The sequence below is a fragment of the Gaetbulibacter sp. M240 genome, assembly GCF_043876815.1.
Lineage (GTDB): Bacteria > Bacteroidota > Bacteroidia > Flavobacteriales > Flavobacteriaceae > Gaetbulibacter_A.
In genome coordinates this window covers 412779-433483 of the sequence record NZ_JBAWKA010000001.1, presented here as the reverse complement: position 1 = coordinate 433483, position 20705 = coordinate 412779, and the positions used below count along the sequence as shown (strand labels likewise).

The window sequence follows — 20705 nt, the reverse complement described above, 5'->3', positions numbered from 1 at the left end:
TATGAAAACATTAAAATATTTAATCAGTTTCGTTTTGGTACTCTTCGTGAGTTGCGATCCGGACAATAACGATTTAAGCTTTGTTGAGTCGGCCCAGTCTCCAACAGATATTTCATTAGCTTTTGAAATATCTCAGGACAACTCCGGTCTTGTCTCAATAACGCCGAACGGCATGGGTGCTGTAACCTATAATATTGATCTAGGTGATGGCAGTGAAGTACAAGCCTCAGTAAAACAAGGAGAAAGCTATGAACACGTTTATTCCGAGGGAACATATTCCCTCACGGTAGAAGCTATTGGCATTACAGGATTGAAAAATGTGGTAACACAAGATCTTGTAGTGTCATTCAAGGCACCTGAAAATTTGGTTATCGACGCACAGATCGATTCCGCTAATCCATTCCAGGTGAATGTATCTGCTACAGCAGATTTCGCTGCATCTTTTGAAGTGTATTTTGATACTTCAAATCCAGATGAGGTTGCTACGCCAATGCAATTAGGAGAAACGGTAAGTTTTGAATATCCTGCCGTAGGTGATTACACCATCAAGGTAGTAGCCTTGAGTGGTGGTGCAGAAAGTACGGAAGGCACAACAGATATTACTATCAATGTACCGGTTGAATTACCCATAGGCTTTGAAGTTTTCGATGCCAGTAAATATATAGGGTTTGGTGGTGCAACTGCTGAAATTGTTGACAACCCAGATACTAGTGGCAAACCAGCTGGAATAGTTGCAAAAACTGAGAAAAATGGACCTGAAGTATGGGCTGGTAACGTTATTATTTTATCATCACCAATCGACTTCAGCAACAAAAAGGTTATTAACTTAGATATTTGGTCTCCACGAGCAGGAGGTAAGTTTTTAATGAAACTTGAAAATCTGAATGATCCCGGAATTTTCATAGAAAAAGAAGTGACACTTGAAGGAAATAGCACCTGGGAAAATGTAGATATCGATTTCAGTGATGTTGATACATCGCAAAGTTATCAGAAAATAGTTTGGTTCTTCGATATCGGTACTGTTGGTAGCGGTGGTGCAGATTGGACCTTCTACTTAGATAATATTAAGCAGGATTTTGCTGGCGTTCCAATTGCTCAAATGATACAAGATTTTGAAGGTGCAGCGCCTACATTCACTAATTTTGGTGGTGCAGGAGTTGAAGTTATTGCTAACCCAGATGCTTCTGGCATCAATACCAGCGCTAATGTTGCGGCCCTTACTAAAAGTAATGGTTCAGAAGTATGGGCAGGTAGTTTCTTTGAAACCGGAGCTCCTATAGACCTGGCAACATTTGGTTCTATAAATGTTAAGACCTGGTCACCAAAAGCAGGTATTACAGTTAAATTAAAATTAGAAAACGCAGATGCTTCTGTTACTTATGAAGTAGACCAAACCACAACAGTGGCGGATGCTTGGGAAAATATATTATTTGATTTCTCTGAAGCTCCGGCCGGAAATTATATGCGTGTGGTGTTATTCTTCGACTTTGGTACAGCCGGAGACGGTTCAACATACTATTACGATGATGTTGAATTGAAAGGAACAGGACAACTTCCTCCGCTTGGATTCCAGGATTTTGAAGGTGCAGCACCTACATTCACAAATTTCGGTGGTGCAGGAGTTGAAGTGATTGCCAACCCTGATGCGTCTGGCATCAACACCAGCGCAAATGTTGCGGCCCTCACTAAATCTAATGGCTCAGAAGTATGGGCTGGTAGTTTCTTTGAAGTTGGCACACCACTAGATTTAACCTCATACACAAGTATTAGTGTTAAAACCTGGTCACCAAAGGCCGGTATTACAGTAAAACTAAAGTTAGAGAATGTAGATGCCTCTGTAACTCATGAGGTTGATCTTACTACGACTGTTGCTGATGGTTGGGAAACTTTAACATACGACTTTAGTGCGGCACCTGTTGCAGACTACATGCGTGTTGTTATATTTTTCGATTTCGGCACAGCTGGAGACGGTTCATCGTACTATTATGATGATTTCGCACTAACCAATTAATCTGTTAAATAATTTAAATTGAATACAATGAAACATTTAAAATATATAATTGGAACGTTAATCTTCGGCTTGCTGTTTTTCACCAGCTGTCAAGATGAGGACATCCCGTTTGGTGATATTTCAGCACCTTCTAACGTTCAAATATCAGTAAAATATCTGGACGATATTGATGAGGACGGCGATCTAGACGAATCGACTGCTCCCGGACTTGGTAGTGGTCGGGTTGAAATTTCAGCAACCGCTGAAAATGCAACCTCTTTCCACATCGTTGTTGAAGGACAAACCATTCTTCAAAAATCAGGCAAAGTATCTTACATCTTTGCTACCCTAGGTGAGATTACCTATTCCATTACTGCAGTGGCTTATGGAACAGGTGGCGTGTCTACCAGTGTAACTAAAGAATATAATGTGCTTTCATTATACGAACCACCAGCAGATCTATTACAAATGCTGTACGGAGATGGTTCAAGAACCTGGCGTATCAAATCGGAAGCTAAGGACCATTTTGGTTTAGGTGCTCCTGGAGGTACAAATCCTTTTGAATATTACGGTGCTGCTGCTGGCGATAAAAGTCACGTGGGTATGTATGATGACAGATACATCTTTAATGAAGATGGTACCTTCACACATATCACGGATAGCACCAATGACGATCCTACTACTGATACTTCAGGTACCGTATTTGGACGAGAAGTTCTTATTCAAGAGCTAAATGGTGCTGGAGGTGAAGCAGAAGGACAAGACATCATCCAATATCCGTACTCTGATTATACTGGACAATGGTCCTTGTCGGCTCCAAGTGATGTCGAAACCATTTCACTAAGTGGTCTATCATTTATTGGCTACTACGTTGGCGGAGATCATAAATATCAAATTTTAAGCCGCTCAGAAAATGAGATGGTTATAAAAACAACCGATGGAAATGGTCAGTTCGATTGGGGTTTCACTTTGATCGCAGAATAAGATCCATATTGAAGTGTTAATTTTTTAAATAAAGGGGGCTGCATAGCCCCCTTATTTTCAAATTCAAATTTCAAGAAACTTCTATCTATGTTGAAAACTTCTTTCTATTATTTTAATCTTGTCATACTTGCTCTGTTATCTTGTTCGAGTTCTGAAGATTCGCCACCAATTAGTCCTCCGACAAATACAGTACCTTCAAATTTGGCGCTTACAACAACGGTTCAAGGTGTAACCTCAAATACACCATATGGTGATGGATCAGGCATAGTGAATTTAATTGCTCAAGCAACCAATGCAGTAAGTTATGACTTTATTATTAATGACGGAGCCGCCATTCGAAGTTCGGATGGAACCTATCAGGTAACCTTCAACGAAAAAAAAGGGGTAGCGATTCATGAGATAAAAGTCATCGCTTACTCAGAAACGGACAATAGCATAAACGTATTCAAACAAGTGACGGTTTCCTATTATGACGGTACTGCTCCGGTTTGGGCCGATGAGTTTTTTAAAGATGGAAAACCGGACACCAAAAATTGGACCTATGATTTAGGTGCTGGCGGATGGGGTAACCAGGAATTACAAACCTATACCAACAGCATTAATAATGCAGCTATTGAAAATGGTGTTCTTAAAATATTAGCAAAATCTGACGGTGCCGGAGGTTACACGTCTGCACGATTAAAAACTGAAAACCTGAAAGAGTTTAAATATGGTACGCTTAAAGTTAGAGCGAAACTACCAAGCTCAGCAGGCACATGGCCAGCGATCTGGATGTTAGGCAGTAATTTTGATACAGCTGGCTGGCCCCATTGTGGAGAAATTGATATCATGGAGCAAACCGGAACCAATAAAAATGAAGTTTTGGCCACTTGCCACTGGTATAATTCAGCTAGTCAAAGTACGGCCAGTTACGGTTTAAAAACAGCTATTTCAAATGCAGGGTCTCAATTTCATGTGTATGCCATGGAGTGGTCTGAAACATACATTAAAATGTATGTTGATAATGTGAAGTATTACGAAATCGCTTTAAACAGCAATTTACCTTTCAATAATGATTTCTTTTTAATTATGAATATCGCCATGGGTGGAACTTTGGGTGGGAACGTACCTGCAGGATTCACTCAGGATATTATGGAGATCGATTATGTCAGATTATATCAATAATCATAAATTAAACAGCTATAAAAGGGTTTATTTTTAAAAAATTACTTTCTAAAAATTTTAAACCATAATAATTAATAAAAAATACCCATACAACAGCTATACAAAACACACATCAGATTGTTTTTAACAACTTTTTAAAAAAGTAATAATTCAATAAATCATGTTTTTTATTGAAAAATTGTTAAAGTTTAAGCACAATTTTTATCATGTATGATTTTTGTATAGGTATTTTTAACGAAAAACATAATTGGTTTTCTTATTTTTAGAAAAATCAACCCAGGATCAACTTTTAAATAAAAAAGTGAATAATAACGGGTCATTCAAATTAAGTAGATATGAAAAATAATTTTTTAAAATTATTACTCTTATTAATTACAACAACCACGATTGCGCAAGCCAACAAGGTAGAGGTTGTAAATAATGATAAGGGCATGAAATTAGTCGTAAACGGAAAAGATTTCATGATTAATGGTATGAATTGGGACTACATCCCTATTGGAACAAATACTGTTAATGCTAATTTCTGGAAAAAATCAGATGACGTTATTAAAGCCGGGCTCGATTCAGAAATGTCTCTTTTAAAAAACATGAACGTTAATGTTCTTCGTTTATACACTGGCGTTCCGGCAAAATGGATTAAATATATTTATGAAAATTACGGCATTTATACCATGCTTAATCATTCATTCGGTCGCTATGGATTAACCTTGGATGGCGTTTGGACACCTATAACTATTTACTCTGAAGAACAAACCCAAAAGTTCTTGATGAACGAAATTGAAACGCTAGTACGTGAATATAAAAACACACCGGGTCTTTTATTATATCTATTAGGGAATGAAAATAATTATGGCCTTTTTTGGCAAGGAGCGGAAACAGAAGATTTTCCGGATGATGAAAAGAAAATAAATTTCATTGGAGAAAACCGAGGTAGACCAATGTACAAACTCATGAATGAGGCTGCCAAAAAAATGAAATCCATGGATGGTTCGCATCCCGTGGCTATTTGTAATGGTGATGTCCTGTTTCTGGATATTGTAGCAGAGGAATGTCCCGATATAGATATTTATGGTACCAATGTATATCGCGGGGTTTCCTTTGGAGATATCTTTCAAGTTGTAAAAGACAAGTTGAATAAGCCTATTATGTTTACAGAATTTGGAGCCGATGCCTATAATGCCATTGAAAATAAAGAAGATCAAAAATCTCAGGCTTATTACCTCTTAGGAAACTGGAAAGAAATATATGAAAATGCGGCAGGATTCGGTTTGGCAAACAATTCTCTAGGAGGTTTTACTTTTCAATTTAGCGATGGCTGGTGGAAATTCGCTTTTGATGAAAGAAAAAATGCTGATGTTCATGATAACGATGCTTCATGGGCTAATGGTGGTTATGCCTTAGATCTGTTGCCTGGTGAAAATAACATGAATGAAGAATGGTTTGGTATTTGCGCCAAAGGCCCCACAAACCCAAGAGGTTTATATGAATTATATCCTCGAGCAGCTTATTATGCTTTAAAGGAAGCGCATCAATTAAATCCTTATAGAGAAGGCGTTACAATCGAGAAAGTTAAAAATCATTTTGATGGTATCGAATTAATGGCTGCCGTTTTAAAAGCGCGAGGTGATAAGGCAGCTCTTGAAAATGGTGGTGGTCAAAAATTGAGAATAAGCAATTTAAGAGCAGAGTTTACAACCTTTAATACTGGAGGTACTTTATTAACAACCCCTCAAGATGCAGATCCCAATGATAACTCAACATATCCTAATCAATTAGGCTTTGATCAAATGCAATCCTACTTTGTAGGTGTGGAAGGCAAACCTAGTGAAAACATGGTAGCGAATGTTAACTTTAACATTTTAGGAAATGTAGCAACTAATCCAATCAATGAGATTTTTTACGAAAATAGAGGTCGCCCGGTTACAGTTCAAACTGAAGATGGACCTGTAGATATTGTAACAGGAAACAGAATCCAAGTTTATAACGCAGAATATACCTGGAATGCAAAAGATTTTGATTTAAGAGGGTTTTACCGAACAGGCCACTATCACTGGGGCTACGAAGGTGATTTCTTTGGCTTGTACCCAGAGGCTAATTATGGACCAAATCTTGACATTTATCAGGGTGAAATTTCAGGTTTTGAAGTTGATGGAAAAAGAAGCTTAAAAGGTTTTAAGGCGGCATTCGGACCACAATTATGGTGGGGTGCTAACCCGGCTGTTTTATTAAAGTATCAAACGAAAATTGGTCAGTTTGATCTGGCTGCTGTATATCATGAAGATCTTGATCAGGCAGGGCAAGCTGTTACTTCCATTGCAATTCCGCAGCCAAAAACACGAAGAGCTACTTTAATGGTTGAAAAAGAATTGGGTGCCTTTGATTTTCAACTTGGCGGTATTTGGGGAGGAGATCCTTTAAATGGTAGAGAATTTCAAATAACAAAAGACAACCCTAATTATGACCCAAACAATCCTGGTTCTGATGATAAATACATCATTTATAATGATAAAATCAACTGGAAAGATAATTGGGGTGCAAAGGCAAAAATAACCTATCAGGGAGGAAAATTTAATTGGTATGCTCAAGGTGCTGCACAAGGTTTAGTAGCCAACGGAGGAGCCGATCAAACACAAACATTTACAGGTTGGCGTTTAAAGGATACAGGTAGTGGTAACCAAACCAACTTTCTAACTGGGTTTACCTATACTATAGGTAACATGCAAATTGCACCTAATTTTTTATGGCAGAAACCCATTGTTGGAGCCATGCCAAATGACGTGCAATCGCCTGGAAGACTCAGAAATATACAGGCTGATCCGTTTGTGGTTAGATCCAATAGAGAAACAACTGCCGGCGAAATATTATTTACTTACGATCCAACACCAGGAACCTGGATGTATGAATGGGATAACGACAGATCAGAGGATGCTAAATTGGCATTTAATTTTGGTTTCGTTTATCGACATCTTCCAACCACTCAGGATGCCGCTATTGGATTTTTAGACAGCCGTAATTCTTTTGCCTTTTCTAATTCCGCCCCAGCAGTAGATTTATGGGAAGCACATTCAAGAATTGTATCTAAAGCCAGTCGTGATTTAGGTGTTATTGCTAATTTATATGCAGGAAATGGGCAAGCCAATGGCAGCGATAAAAGAGTTATTGATCGTGTAGGTGGTGATATACGAGTAATTTATAATAAACTTAAGGTGGTTCACGCTTTCAAAATTAATGATTGGGGACCTTATGATTATCACCGAGACTTTAACCTCACCTACCCTGTTCAACTTATGTTGGACATTTCAACAACCATCGGGAAACCAGATTGGTTTATATTACCCGATACTAAAATTGGTATCCGAGGGACTTGGCGATCACTTAACGAGTACTCCCCACGATACGCACCTAATCAGGTAGAGCCAAATACATTTCCACCAGTACCAACGGTGAGTACCGTTGGGTTTGATGATGGTCAGGAATGGGAAATCAGAACTTACGTACACATCAACATAGGAAAATAAAAAAAATGAAAATGAAAAATATACTAACAGTTTATTCAAAAACACTTTTCTTATTCGCCTTAGCTTTTGGAGTTATTGTAAGTTGCGAAAGAGAAATTTCGGATGAAGCTACATTTGCCGAATACCCATCCACATCAGATGTTTTTACAGATAACCCTATAGGATTAGGTACTAGTTTTTACCTACCCTACGGTGGATCTAAAGCTACAGCCTGGTCTGTAGATAATGAAGTTAGCTATGAAGGCACTGCCTCCATGCGCTTTGATGTTCCTAATGCAAATGACCCCGAAGGTAATTTTGCAGGAGCTATTTTTAGAATTGATGGTGATGGTTCCGGTAGAAACCTAACTAATTTCGACGCTTTAACTTTTTGGGCAAAAGCTTCTCAGGCCGTAAATATTTCGGAAATAGGGTTTGGTGAAGATTTTATAGAAAATAAATTTATAACCACCCGAACTAATGTGAGTCTAACCACAAACTGGGTGAAATACATTATACCAATTCCTGATCCTTCTAAACTTTTTCAGGAACGTGGCATGTTACGATATGCCGCAGCTGGTATTGGACCTGTTGGTAACGAAGTAGGTTATAGTTTTTGGATTGACGAATTAAAATTTGAAAAACTGGGAACCATCGCTCAACCGAAACCTGCAATTCTAGGTGGACAGGATATTAGTGAACAAAGCTTTATAGGAATTACTAACCAATTAGCGGATTTAACACAAACCTTTAATTTAGCTTCAGGCATTAATCAAACCGTAACAGCTTCACCGGCATATTTCACTTTTAAATCTTCTGATCCGGAAGTGGCTATAATTAATGAATCAGGTGTTTACACCGTTATAGGTGCAGGTACAACAGTTCTTACAGCGCAATTAAATGGCGTAAAAGCAGCAGGATCTTTAACTCTTGAATCGTTGGGCAATTTTGTAGCGGCTCCAGATCCAACAGAGATGGCTAATAATGTCATATCTGTTTTTAGCGACGCTTATGATAATATCCCGGTCGATTTTTACAATGGGTTTTTTGCTCCTTTCCAAACAACTCTGGGTGGCGCAAATATTAATGTAAATGGCAACAATATTATACAATACACTGATCTCAACTTTGTGGCTACAGAATTTAAAAACCCTACGATAGACGTTTCTCAATACACCTTTTTCCATGTAGATATTCAAGTACAGGAGCCTATTCAATCCGGTGACTTTATTTCTATAGAATTAGGAGATTTTGGATCAGATAATGCCTTTGGAGGAAATAATGATTCTAGTGGAAGGATAACTTTAAATAGTTCAGAACTATTATCAAACCAATGGATTAGTTTGGATATCCCTTTATCCGATTTTAACTTATCCAGTAGAAGTAATTTGGCACAAATATTCTTTATATCTGATGCCACTATATCAACAATTTTGGTAGACAATATGTATTTCTACAAGCAATAAGTCGGATAAATGAATTTCAAAAAACTAAAAATGAAAAAAACAATTATAAAGTATTCAAAACCAAGTGTTTTAAGTTTGATTTCATTTCTACTTATCACCCTTATATTCACTGGTTGCGAAGTAGATGAAAAACAAACCGTTGCCACTTTTACTGAAATAGTGATGCAGGACGAATTTAGCACGGATGGCGCTCCAAATAACAATATTTGGGGTTTTGATATCGGCACAGGTAATAATGGCTGGGGTAATAATGAATTACAATATTACACAGACCGCAGTGACAATGTAACGGTACAGAATGGTATTCTCATCATTACGGCTAAAAAAGAAAATTACGAAGGTGCATCTTACACATCGGCCAGACTAATAACCAAAGGCAAGTTTCAACAAACCTTTGGGCGTTTTGAGGCCCGAATTAAGCTTCCTTATGGCCAAGGTATTTGGCCGGCATTCTGGTTGTTGGGAGATGATTCTAACGGCACAAAAGTATGGCCGGAAATTGGCGAAATTGATATTATGGAATATACTGGTAACGCCCCGACTACAGTATTTGGTACTGTTCACGGACCAGGATATTCTGGAGGAGAGTCTATTAGCAAATCTTATGAATTACAAAATGACAGATTCGATACCGGTTTTCACATTTTTGGCATAGAATGGGGTCCGGATTACATAAATTATTATGTAGACGATGTTTTATATAATCAAATTACCCCTGAGGATGTTCCCGGGGAGTGGGTATTTAATAATGGCCCTTTTTATATTATTTTAAATATGGCCGTAGGAGGTTCTTTACCTGGTCCTCCAAATGAAGAAACCGTGTTTCCTCAAACCATGCTTGTAGATTATGTACGAGTGTATAAGAATAGTTTCAACTAACAAAATAAAAAACAATGAAAAAATTAATTAAAAATTTTAAGCAAATTACAGTTTTATTCCTAGCGCTTATCGCTTTAGGCTGCCAAGAGGATGAGGCTGTTTTACCTCAAGTTGTTGCTAATTTTACGTATACACTTAATGCAGATAATGGTACTGTTACTTTTATAAACGTTTCAGAGAATGCAAATACCTATGAGTGGGATTTTGGAGATGAGAACACCTCTACTGAAATAAATCCTGTGAAAATTTATGAAAACGGCACCTATACGGTTACTTTAAAAGCTAAAAATGTTTCAGGAGCTACCGATACTTTTGAGGATGAAATCGTTGTTCTAATTCCCGAAATAGCAACTTTACCAATCACTTTTGATGGTGAAAACACAAAATACGATGCTCAAGTTTTCAGCGGAGCCGCTTTTAGTGTGGTGGACAACCCTGATCCCTCAGGAGTAAACAATACAGTTACTAAAGTTGGAAAAATTGTAAATAGCGGTGCAGCTTATGAAGGATTTTATCTGGATCTAGGAGCTCCTATCAATTTAACTACAGATAAAACCATTCAAGTTATGTTTTGGTCAGATACAGCTGTTGATATTTTATTAAAATTGGAAGAAGGCACAGGAGCTGCTGTTGAAACTACAGCAGGTCATAGCGGATCGGGCTGGGAAATGATCTATTTTTCATTTGATTCTTCTGCCAGCTACTCCAGATTTACTATGTTTGTAGATGGCCCTGGCACAAGCTCAGGCACCTTTTATATAGATAATATTTCACAGATTAAAACTGCTGATATTCCTTGTTTACAAACAAATTTAGAGTTACCAATAGATTTTGATTGTAATGGTATTGATTACACCTCTAAAATTGTGGGTAATGTATCTTTCAATGTTTTAGATAACCCTGAAACATCAGGCATTAATGCGCAAGAAACGAAAGTTGGTGTCATTACTAATTCTGGTGAAGCTTTTGAAAATGCTTTCTTCAACTTAGATACTCCAATAGACTTTACAACCCTTAAGGGCATTAGATTTAAATTATTTTCAGATCAGGCACTACCTATTAAATTAAAACTTGAAGATGGTACTGAAGCTCCAATAGAGGTTGATGTAAACCATACAGGTTCAGGTTGGGAAGAACTGACCTTTACCTTTACTTCAACCGCATCTTACAACGATATGGTATTATTTGTTGACGGCCCTGGTACATCAGTAGGAACTTTCTACATCGATGATATCACTCAAGTAACTGGTGAAGTTGCCAATCCATGTACAGCTGAAACTATGCAGTCTTTATCGGGAGCAGATTTAAATCTTACATTTATGTCTGATCCTAGTGCTAGTATCATCGAAGATGGCGGTGATTTTCAGTGGATAGATAATCCGGATTTTGATAATGACGTGAACATGTCCTGTAAAGTAGGTCAAATTACAAAGTTAGGTAATAACCCTTGGGATAATAATCAAATCGATTTAGATTCGAAATTAGATTTTGATGCGAATACCGGTTTAAAAATTAAGGTATGGTCTTCAAGACCTAACACCGAAGTACGAATTAAACTTGAAGAAATTGGAAACGCAGGAAATAACGTAGAACAATTTTTAACGACTTCGGTAACTAGTGGATGGGAAGAATTAACATTTCCGTTTACAAGTGCAGACAGTAACAAGTTTAATAAAATAGTTATTTTCTTTGATCTGAATGCAAACAATACAGACACCTATTATTTTGACGACCTGGCCTTATATGGCTCAGGAAGCGGCGGCGGTGGCGGCGGTGCTTTTGACTCCGGTTTACTTGTTAACGGCGACTTCGAAAACGGAGCTAGCCCTTGGACAATTGGAGTAGGAAGCGATCCCGTTCCTGTAGTAACAGATGCTGGTAACACATATTATTCAGTAGATGTCACAGCAGCCGGAAATGCGTTTGATGTCAATATGAGTCAAAAACTTGCCATAACTCAGGATGCCACTTATACTTTAACTTTTGATGCATGGTCTGATCGTTCAAGAACAATATTAGCAGGAATAGGCCTAAGTGGTGGTGATTTTTCAAACACGACAGAAGCGGTAAATTTAACAGCCGTTAGACAAACATTTACGCTTACACTTACAGCTACTGGCTTTGGTGCACCAGATGCACGTGTATTGTTTGATTCGGGAGCAGAAATTGGATTAGTTAATATTGATAACGTTTCACTGGTGTTAGATGGAACCGGCGGCGGCGGCGGTGCCGGTGGCGGCGGCGAGTTAATTCCAAACGGTGATTTTGAAGCCGGTAACGGTGATGGTTCAGGATGGTTGTTTTTTGACAATGGTGGTTCATCAGCTATAAGCAGCGACTTTAGTAGTGGCGGTGGCGTTTATTCCGCCAAAATAACTGCTGGTCAATTTAATAACCCCGGAGTTAAAGCAGAACGTGTTGGTGTTGGCGTTGTATCTCCAAATCAATTAATGGAAGTTGTTCTTGACTCCAGAGTCTTATCTCTGGCTGATGGTGCTGTAGTGAATGTTCTTGCATTCTCTGAAAGTGCTGTTGATGGCGAACCAGCTATTCTTCACAATCTAGGAACAGTAAACGTAACTCCCGGAGTTTGGAATACAAATACATTTACATTTACATCAGGCGGAACCGTTTCTGGAGGAATTTCTTTATTAATTGAAGTAGTTTGTGGAGGAGCAACAACCTGTGATGGAACAGTTTATATAGATAATGTATCTCTTAAAATTAAATAGATTAAAATTAAATTCACATTAAATTACATAAAGGCTGGTAAAAAAATTCATTTTTTGAACTAGCCTTTAAAATAAAATTAAGCTTAAATAAATGAATAGTAAAGTTTATAAAGAAGACCTTAAAGATTCCAATAAAATGGAAAAAATTAAAGGAGAATTAATCACTTTTGAGAATGAATCTTTTTACAAGATTTCAAACAGTGACAAAATGCGTCCCTTTTTTATGAGTGTAGTAAGTGATTCTAACCATTGGATGTTTATTTCCAGCAACGGTGGATTAACAGCCGGTAGGCAAAATGCGGAATCCTCTTTATTCCCTTATTACACGGATGACAAGATTACTGAAATGGCTGAATATACCGGTAGTAAAACCATTTTTCAAGTTAAAACAAAAGATAAAGCAACTATTTGGGAGCCATTTTCAATTCGTCAACAAGGCATTTATAATACTGAAACCAATCTATACAAAAACAGCCTTGGAAATAAAGTGGTTTTTGAAGAAAAAAATCTTGATTTAGGGTTGACCTTCAGATACCAATGGAATTCCAGTAACCAATACGGGTTTATAAAAAAATCTAAAATCATAAATGATTCTGATCAAATGGTAACCCTAACGGTTTTAGATGGTTTACAAAACATCCTGCCCAGTAATGTATCATCAGATTTACAAAATAGCAGAAGTAATTTAGTCGATGCCTACAAGAAAAGTGAATTGCAGGAAAATGTTGGTTTAGGAATTTATGCCTTAAGTGCAGTTATTGTAGATAAAGCAGAACCAAGTGAAGCTTTAAAGGCTAATATAGTTTGGTCGGCTGGCCTTAATAAACCAACCTATTTACTGTCATCTATACAACTAGATACGTTTAGAAGTGGTGGAAAAGTGACTACAGAAGTAGATGTTAAAGCTGAAAAAGGCGCCTATTTTATTTGTTCAGATATAATATTGGACGGAAACGCTGATAAAAACTGGATGTTTGTCGCTAACGTAAATCAATCCATATCTGATGTTGTTAAAATTTCTGATCTTATAGAAAATGAAAATGAGGTCGCAGAAATTGTAGAAACTGACATCCAATTAGGCTCGAAAACTCTCGTAGAATTAATAGGAAGTTCAGATGGTCTTCAAAAAACTGCAGACCCATTAACCAATACCAGACACTTTGCCAATACCATGTTCAATATCATGCGTGGTGGTATTTTCGATCGAGGTTATACTATTGAAACTGAAGACTTCAAAACATATTTAAGCAAAGCGAATCAAACGGTATTTAAAGAAAAAGAATCTTTATTAAATCAGTGGGGGAAAACTATTCTATTAAATAAATTAAAAGAACTGGCAGAGAAAGACGGAAATTACGACTTTAAGCGCTTATGCTTTGAATATTTACCACTTAAATTCAGTAGAAGACATGGCGATCCAAGTAGACCATGGAATAAATTCTCGATAAACACACAAAGTCCTATTGACGGTTCAAAAATTTTGGATTATGAAGGAAACTGGCGTGATATTTTCCAAAACTGGGAAGCATTAGCACATTCATATCCGGAGTTTATTGAAGGTATGATCCATAAATTTTTAAATGCGACTACTTTTGAAGGTTATAATCCGTATCGGGTTACCAAAGATGGTTTTGATTGGGAAATTATTGAAGAAAACGACCCTTGGTCTTATATAGGTTATTGGGGCGATCATCAAATAATTTATCTATTAAAGTTTTTAGAAATTATAGAAAACCATTACCCTGGTGCTTTAGAAAAACGATTTGATCAAGATATTTTTGTTTATGCTAATGTGCCCTACAAAATTAAATCGTATCAGGAGATCTTAAAAAATCCTAAGGACACTATTGATTTTGACTTTAAGTTAGATCATAAAATAAATGAAAAAAGAGCCGTTCTAGGTGCAGATGGCGCTTTATTGGAAGACCAAAATGCTCATATTTATAAGGTTAATTTAATTGAAAAATTATTAGCTACTGTTCTGTCTAAAATTTCCAACTTCATTCCTGAAGGCGGAATTTGGTTAAATACACAACGCCCCGAGTGGAACGATGCCAACAACGCTTTGGTTGGTAACGGTGTATCCATGGTGACCCTTAATTACCAATACCGTTTTTTAAATTTCTTTGAAAAGATCATTGAAAAAGCAAAAACTCAGGAGATTCATATTTCTAAAGAATTACAAATTTTCTTTAATGCTATTGTAGCAACTCTCGAAAAAAACAAGGCTGTTTTATCAGGTAAAATATCGGATAAAGACAGAAAAAATATTCTGGATGGTTTAGGAAATGCTGGAAATCAATTCAGAGAAACCATATATAATAATGGTTTTAAAAACCAGAAATCAGCACTAAGCCTAAACGATATTTCGAATTTTATAAAGGTTACAAAAGCTTATTTAGAACACAGTATCGAGGCTAATAAACGGCCTGATAATATGTATCATGCCTACAATTTAATGACGATTGAAAATGATCATGAGATCTCTATTTCTTATTTATCAGAAATGTTAGAAGGGCAAGTAGCTGCTTTAAGTTCGGGCTACCTCACTCCTACTCAGGCCTTAGATTTATTAAATGGTTTAAAAGAAAGTGCGCTATTCAGAGAAGACCAATACAGTTATATTTTATATCCCAATAAGGAATTACCAAGGTTTGACAAAAAGAACAACATTCCTTCTGAAAAAGTGGAACAATCGAAATTGCTCAAACAATTAGTCGCCCGAGGTGATCAAAGTATTATTAATCGGGATATCAAAGGACAGTATCACTTTAATGCAGATTTTAACAATGCCAATAGTTTAAAAAAGGCCTTAAATAGTTTAGATAGCTCTTATGAGACTTTAATTAAATCAGAAGAATCATTATTACTCCAAATATTTGAATCTGTTTTTGATCACAAATCTTTTACGGGTCGATCAGGAACATTTTTTGGTTACGAAGGATTAGGATCTATTTATTGGCATATGGTATCCAAACTATTACTAGCGGTTCAGGAAAATTGTTTACTCGCCATTAACACAAATGAAAGTGATCTTGTAATCGGAAAATTGTTTGAACATTATTACGAGATAAATGCGGGTATTGGCGTTCATAAATCACCGGAATTATACGGGGCATTCCCCACAGATCCCTACTCCCATACGCCTGCTACAAAAGGAGCACAACAGCCGGGAATGACAGGACAAGTAAAAGAAGATATTCTAAGCCGATTTGGAGAATTGGGTGTTTTTGTTGCCAATGGACAAATAGTATTCAATCCCCGTTTATTACAAACCAAAGAATTTTTAACAGAAGCCTCAAACTTCCGTTTTATTGATGTGAATCAAACAGAGCAAAATTTAGATTTAGAGCCTCATACATTATGCTATACCTATTGTCAGGTCCCTATTGTTTACAAGATCTCAAATGATGTTGGTTTAACAGTAGAGCTAAATAATGGTAATAGCTTGAATTCAGATAGTATGATCCTTGACAAATCGATCTCTAAATCCATCTTTGAAAGAAAAGGAGAAGTACGTCAAATAACAGTGTCATTTAATCGCTAAAACTAATAACACTTTTTTGATTTTTAAAATGAAAAGCATCTGATGATATTCGAAAAAAAGCATAAAAAAATTCAAAAAATTACATTAGCCATTTGCCTTTTTGGAATGCTAACAGGATGTTTCGAAAACCAGAAAAATAAAAAAACCCCGGAAAAAGAATATAAATACATGACTGCAGCCGATATCTTAGGAAATCCCAAATACTTAGCTATTAGTTACGGAGGTTACCGCCATAAAACACGTGATATCCAACCCACGATTAAAGAGTTACAAGATGATATGAAAATTTTAGCCGCTATGGGGGTTAAAATTGTTCGAACTTATAATGTTCACCTGGATCAAGCTTCAAATTTATTAAAAGCTATTACAGCTTTAAAAGGGGAAGACCCTAATTTTGAAATGTATGTGATGCTTGGTGCCTGGATAGACTGTGAAAATGCCTGGACAGATAAAACTCCTAACCACGAGGTTGAAAGTAAACAAAATGCCAAAGAGATTGCACAAGCAGTAGTTTTAGCTAAGAAATATCCGGAGATCGTAAAAATTATTTCTGTAGGAAACGAAGCCATGGTACATTGGGCTACAAGTTATTTTGTGCGCCCAAATGTCATTTTAAAATGGGTTAATCATTTACAAAACCTTAAAAAATCAGGCGAACTACCGAATGATTTGTGGATTACAAGCTCCGATGATTTTTCATCCTGGGGTGGTGGAGATCCTGTATACCATACTAATGATTTAAATAAATTAATTAAAGCTGTAGATTATATTTCTATGCATACATATCCTATGCATAACTCCTATTACAATCCGGATTTTTGGTTTGTACCTTCTGAAGAAGAAACGCTTACAGATAGTGAAAAAATTGATTCTGCTATCCAACGTGCTATTAGGTTTGCGCAAAAGCAACACGACAGTGTTACCAATTACATGAAAAGTTTGGGTATTAATAAACCCGTACATATTGGTGAAACGGGTTGGGCGACAATGTCAAATTCACTTTACGGAGCTAATGGCTCAAGAGCAACCGATCAATACAAAGCCGGGCGCTATTACCAACTATTGAGAGCGTGGACCAACAAAAATAATATTTCTTGTTTTTATTTTGAGGCCTTTGATGAACCGTGGAAAGATGCCGGAAACCCCTTAGGTTCTGAAAACCATTTTGGATTGATAAACTTAAAAGGAGAAGCTAAATATGCCATTTGGGACTTAGTTGATAAAGGGATCTTCAAAGGTTTAACAAGAGATGGAAACCCCATAATAAAAACCTATAATGGAAATTTAGAATTACTAATGAAAGATGTACTTGTACCACCGGCTCCGGAAGAAGTAAATTTTTCACATTAAAAATAATTTTACAAAAATGAATTTAGTTAAGCTATGTATTTACTGTTTTTTAATAACAATTTTAAGTTGTACTCCAATGACTACTAATTTAAAATTCACCGTTTTTGAAACTTCGGCTAAGGGTAACAAGCTTACAGAACTAACAACCTTTCAAAAAGCAGATGATTCCGTAACGCTTAAATTAAATCCTGAAAAAACCTTCCAAACCATTACCGGTTTTGGTGGCGCTTTTACAGAATCTTCAGCTTATTTATTGAATAGACTAAGTAAAAAGAACAGGGACACTATTCTTAAGGCCTATTTTGCTAAAGATGGTGCCCGATATTCCTTAACCAGAACCCATATGAATTCTTGTGATTTTTCATTAAGTCAATATTCATATAGCCCTGTAGAAGATGATAAAAACCTTGAGCATTTTACAATTGAAGAAGATCTAGATGATCTTATTCCCATGATAAAAGAAGCCATTGCCATATCCGAAGATGGTTTTAAAATTTTCGCTTCGCCATGGACGGCAGCACCTTGGATGAAAGATAACAAACAATGGGTTGGGGGAAAATTACTTCCTGAATATTATGATACCTGGGCTTTATTCTTTTCAAAATACTTGGACGCGTATAAAGATCAAGGGATTGATATTTGGGGTTTTACAGTTGAAAACGAACCACATGGTAACGGAAACAATTGGGAAAGTATGCATTTTACTCCGAAGGAGATGACGGATTTTGTACAATTTCATTTAGGCCCCAAATTAGAGAAAGATGGTTATGGAGATAAAATAATTTTAGGCTATGATCAAAATCGTGCAGGTTTAAAAGAATGGGTAGATGAAATGTTTCGGGATGAAGCCTCTTCAAAATATTTTGACGGTACGGCTATTCACTGGTATGAAAGTACCTATGAAGTATTTCCTGAGGCACTTCAATATGCGCATACCAAAGCACCAAATAAATATTTAATAGAAACGGAAGGATGCGTTGATTCGCAAGTTCCTGTTTGGCGCGATGATTCGTGGTACTGGAAAAAAGAAGCTACCGATTGGGGCTGGGACTGGGCTGCGGAAGATCAAAAATACTTACATCCTAAATATGCTCCTGTAAACCGGTATGCCAGAGATATTATTGGCTGTCTTAATAATTGGGTTGATGGCTGGGTAGATTGGAATATGGTTTTAGATAAGCAAGGTGGTCCTAACTGGTTTGAAAACTGGTGTGTAGCACCCGTTCTTGTTGATACGGATACCGACGAAGTTTATTTTACACCACTGTACTATACTATGGCTCATTTTAGCAAATACATCAGACCAAATGCTAAAATTATCGCATTAGAAAATTCAGATAAAGAATTAATGGCTACCAGTGCTGAAAATCCTGATGGTAGTATCTGTGTCGTTTTATTTAATGAAAAGGAAACACCAAAAAATATCAAACTTACTTTAAATAATAAAAGCATCGATTTTGTAATAGATGCTAAAGCAATTCAAACTATTTTAATTACCGATAACTAACCTAACTAAAACATGTCTAAAATTAAAACAGCATCAAGAGATAGTGTATCTATAGGCCAAAAGGCAGCTTTTGGATCAGGTCACTTCATATTAAACATTTTACCGGGAACACTCGGTGTATTTATTCAGTTCTTTTTATTAACAGCCTGGGGTGTAGACCCCTTGTGGGCAGGACTTTTAGGAGGGTTACCACGGATATTTGATGCCCTCACAGATCCTATTATGGGTTTTATATCAGATAATACAACCTCAAAATGGGGCCGAAGAAGACCCTACATTTTTACAGGAGCCATCATAAGTGGTATACTTTTCTTTTTAATGTGGCAGATTGATGATAATGCTTCACAAACACTCATTATCTGGCAAGTCATGATCCTTCAAATTCTGTTTCTTGTGGGGAATACCATGTTTGCTACCCCTTTGGTAGGCTTAGGTTATGAAATGACTTCTGATTACAACGAAAGAACCCGTTTGATGAGTTTTGCCAATAGTATGGGACAAATCGCATGGATGATCGTGCCTTGGTTATATGTTATCATTCCAGACACCGAAACATTTAATACGCAAACCGAAGGTGTCCGAACAATGGCGCTGATAGTAGGCGCCATGTGTGTTGTTTTTGGAATAATGCCGGCCCTATTTTGTAAAGGTATAGATTCTGCACATATGGAAAACAGAAAAAAAATCACCTTTAAAACTTTGGCTTCAAACATGAAAGACTTGTTTATAGGTATAAAGCAAGTTTCCAAAAACAAACCTTTCATGAAGTTATGCGGAGCTACATTTCTGGTATTTAACGGTTTTCAACTGGTAGCAGCCTTTGGTGTTTTTATTATTGTTTTTTACATGTATAATGGAAGTTACGAAATAGCAGGAACTTGGCCCGCCTGGTTTAATACCATTAACGCTATGATCACCGCTTTTTTAGTAATACCTATTATTTCAAAAATGGCCAATAAATGGGGTAAGAGAAATGCCTTTTTAATTTCTACCGGCCTCTCTGTTGTAGGATATATTTTAAAATGGTGGGGTTTTGATAAAGAGTTAAATAGTTCTTTTAATGATACAGCATTCGGAGAAGGCTTAAGTTCAGGTTTGGCTTCTATTTTTGGATACCTCAATCCTATTCTTAACGATATAGGAATGTCTTGGTTTACTATAAATCCGGCTAACGATATCCCTTGGCTTATTTTTATACCAATTCCCTTTTTCGCCTTTGGAATGGGAGGGTTATTTACTCTTATGATGAGTATGACCGCCGATGTTTGCGATCTGGATGAATTAACCAACGGGATGCCTCGTAAAGAAGGCACATTCGGAGCTATTTATTGGTGGATGGTTAAACTTGGTCAAGCTATTGCTCTGGTTTTAGGAGGTCTCATACTAAAAATAGTAGGATTTGACCCCAACGTTACAGTCCAAACTTTAGATACGATGAATAGGCTGAGAATAGCCGATATTATAATCCCATCAGGAACCGCTGCACTGGCCATGTGGGTGATGTGGAAATACAGTCTCTCAGAAGCCAGAGCTGTAGAGATTAAAGAAGAATTAGTGAAACGTAGAGGAGAACTCTAAAACTTAAATAA

Annotated in this window: 11 protein-coding genes; all 11 read left to right on the top strand. The window is 36.8% G+C overall.

Annotated features, from left to right (window positions below):
• Nucleotide 1: 1 nt before the first annotated feature.
• Nucleotides 2-2011 (top strand): hypothetical protein, encoded by a 2010-nt coding sequence (locus V8G61_RS01920; protein WP_394873738.1) that lies wholly within the window; start codon nucleotides 2-4, stop codon nucleotides 2009-2011.
• 27 nt (nucleotides 2012-2038) lie between these two features.
• Nucleotides 2039-2974 carry a glucan endo-1,3-beta-D-glucosidase gene (locus V8G61_RS01915; protein WP_394873737.1) on the top strand — a complete coding sequence of 312 codons (936 nt, stop codon included), beginning with the start codon at nucleotides 2039-2041 and terminating at the stop codon, nucleotides 2972-2974.
• Between the two features lie 87 nt (nucleotides 2975-3061).
• Entirely contained in the window at nucleotides 3062-4138 is a 1077-nt protein-coding gene (locus tag V8G61_RS01910) for a glycoside hydrolase family 16 protein (protein ID WP_394873736.1), read from the top strand.
• Nucleotides 4139-4473: 335 nt separating this feature from the next.
• Entirely contained in the window at nucleotides 4474-7656 is a 3183-nt protein-coding gene (locus V8G61_RS01905; protein WP_394873735.1) for a glycoside hydrolase family 2 TIM barrel-domain containing protein, read from the top strand.
• A gap of 11 nt (nucleotides 7657-7667) precedes the next feature.
• Nucleotides 7668-9101: a glycosyl hydrolase family 16 gene (locus V8G61_RS01900; protein ID WP_394873734.1), complete on the top strand. Its 1434-nt coding sequence runs from the start codon at nucleotides 7668-7670 to the stop codon at nucleotides 9099-9101.
• 30 nt (nucleotides 9102-9131) lie between these two features.
• Entirely contained in the window at nucleotides 9132-9980 is an 849-nt protein-coding gene (locus V8G61_RS01895; RefSeq protein WP_394873733.1) for a family 16 glycosylhydrolase, read from the top strand.
• 14 nt (nucleotides 9981-9994) lie between these two features.
• The gene (locus V8G61_RS01890; protein WP_394873732.1) at nucleotides 9995-12712 is read left to right on the top strand and encodes a carbohydrate binding domain-containing protein; all 2718 of its coding nucleotides are present in this window, start codon (nucleotides 9995-9997) and stop codon (nucleotides 12710-12712) included.
• A gap of 91 nt (nucleotides 12713-12803) precedes the next feature.
• On the top strand, nucleotides 12804-16259 hold the full coding sequence (locus tag V8G61_RS01885; protein ID WP_394873731.1) for a hypothetical protein: 3456 nt from the start codon (nucleotides 12804-12806) through the stop codon (nucleotides 16257-16259).
• Between the two features lie 42 nt (nucleotides 16260-16301).
• Nucleotides 16302-17609, top strand: a complete 1308-nt coding sequence (locus V8G61_RS01880) for a glycosyl hydrolase family 17 (protein ID WP_394873730.1) — start codon at nucleotides 16302-16304, stop codon at nucleotides 17607-17609.
• 76 nt (nucleotides 17610-17685) lie between these two features.
• Nucleotides 17686-19116: a glycoside hydrolase family 30 beta sandwich domain-containing protein gene (locus tag V8G61_RS01875; protein ID WP_394873729.1), complete on the top strand. Its 1431-nt coding sequence runs from the start codon at nucleotides 17686-17688 to the stop codon at nucleotides 19114-19116.
• A 12-nt stretch (nucleotides 19117-19128) separates the two neighbouring features.
• Nucleotides 19129-20694: an MFS transporter gene (locus tag V8G61_RS01870; RefSeq protein ID WP_394873728.1), complete on the top strand. Its 1566-nt coding sequence runs from the start codon at nucleotides 19129-19131 to the stop codon at nucleotides 20692-20694.
• Nucleotides 20695-20705: the final 11 nt, after the last annotated feature.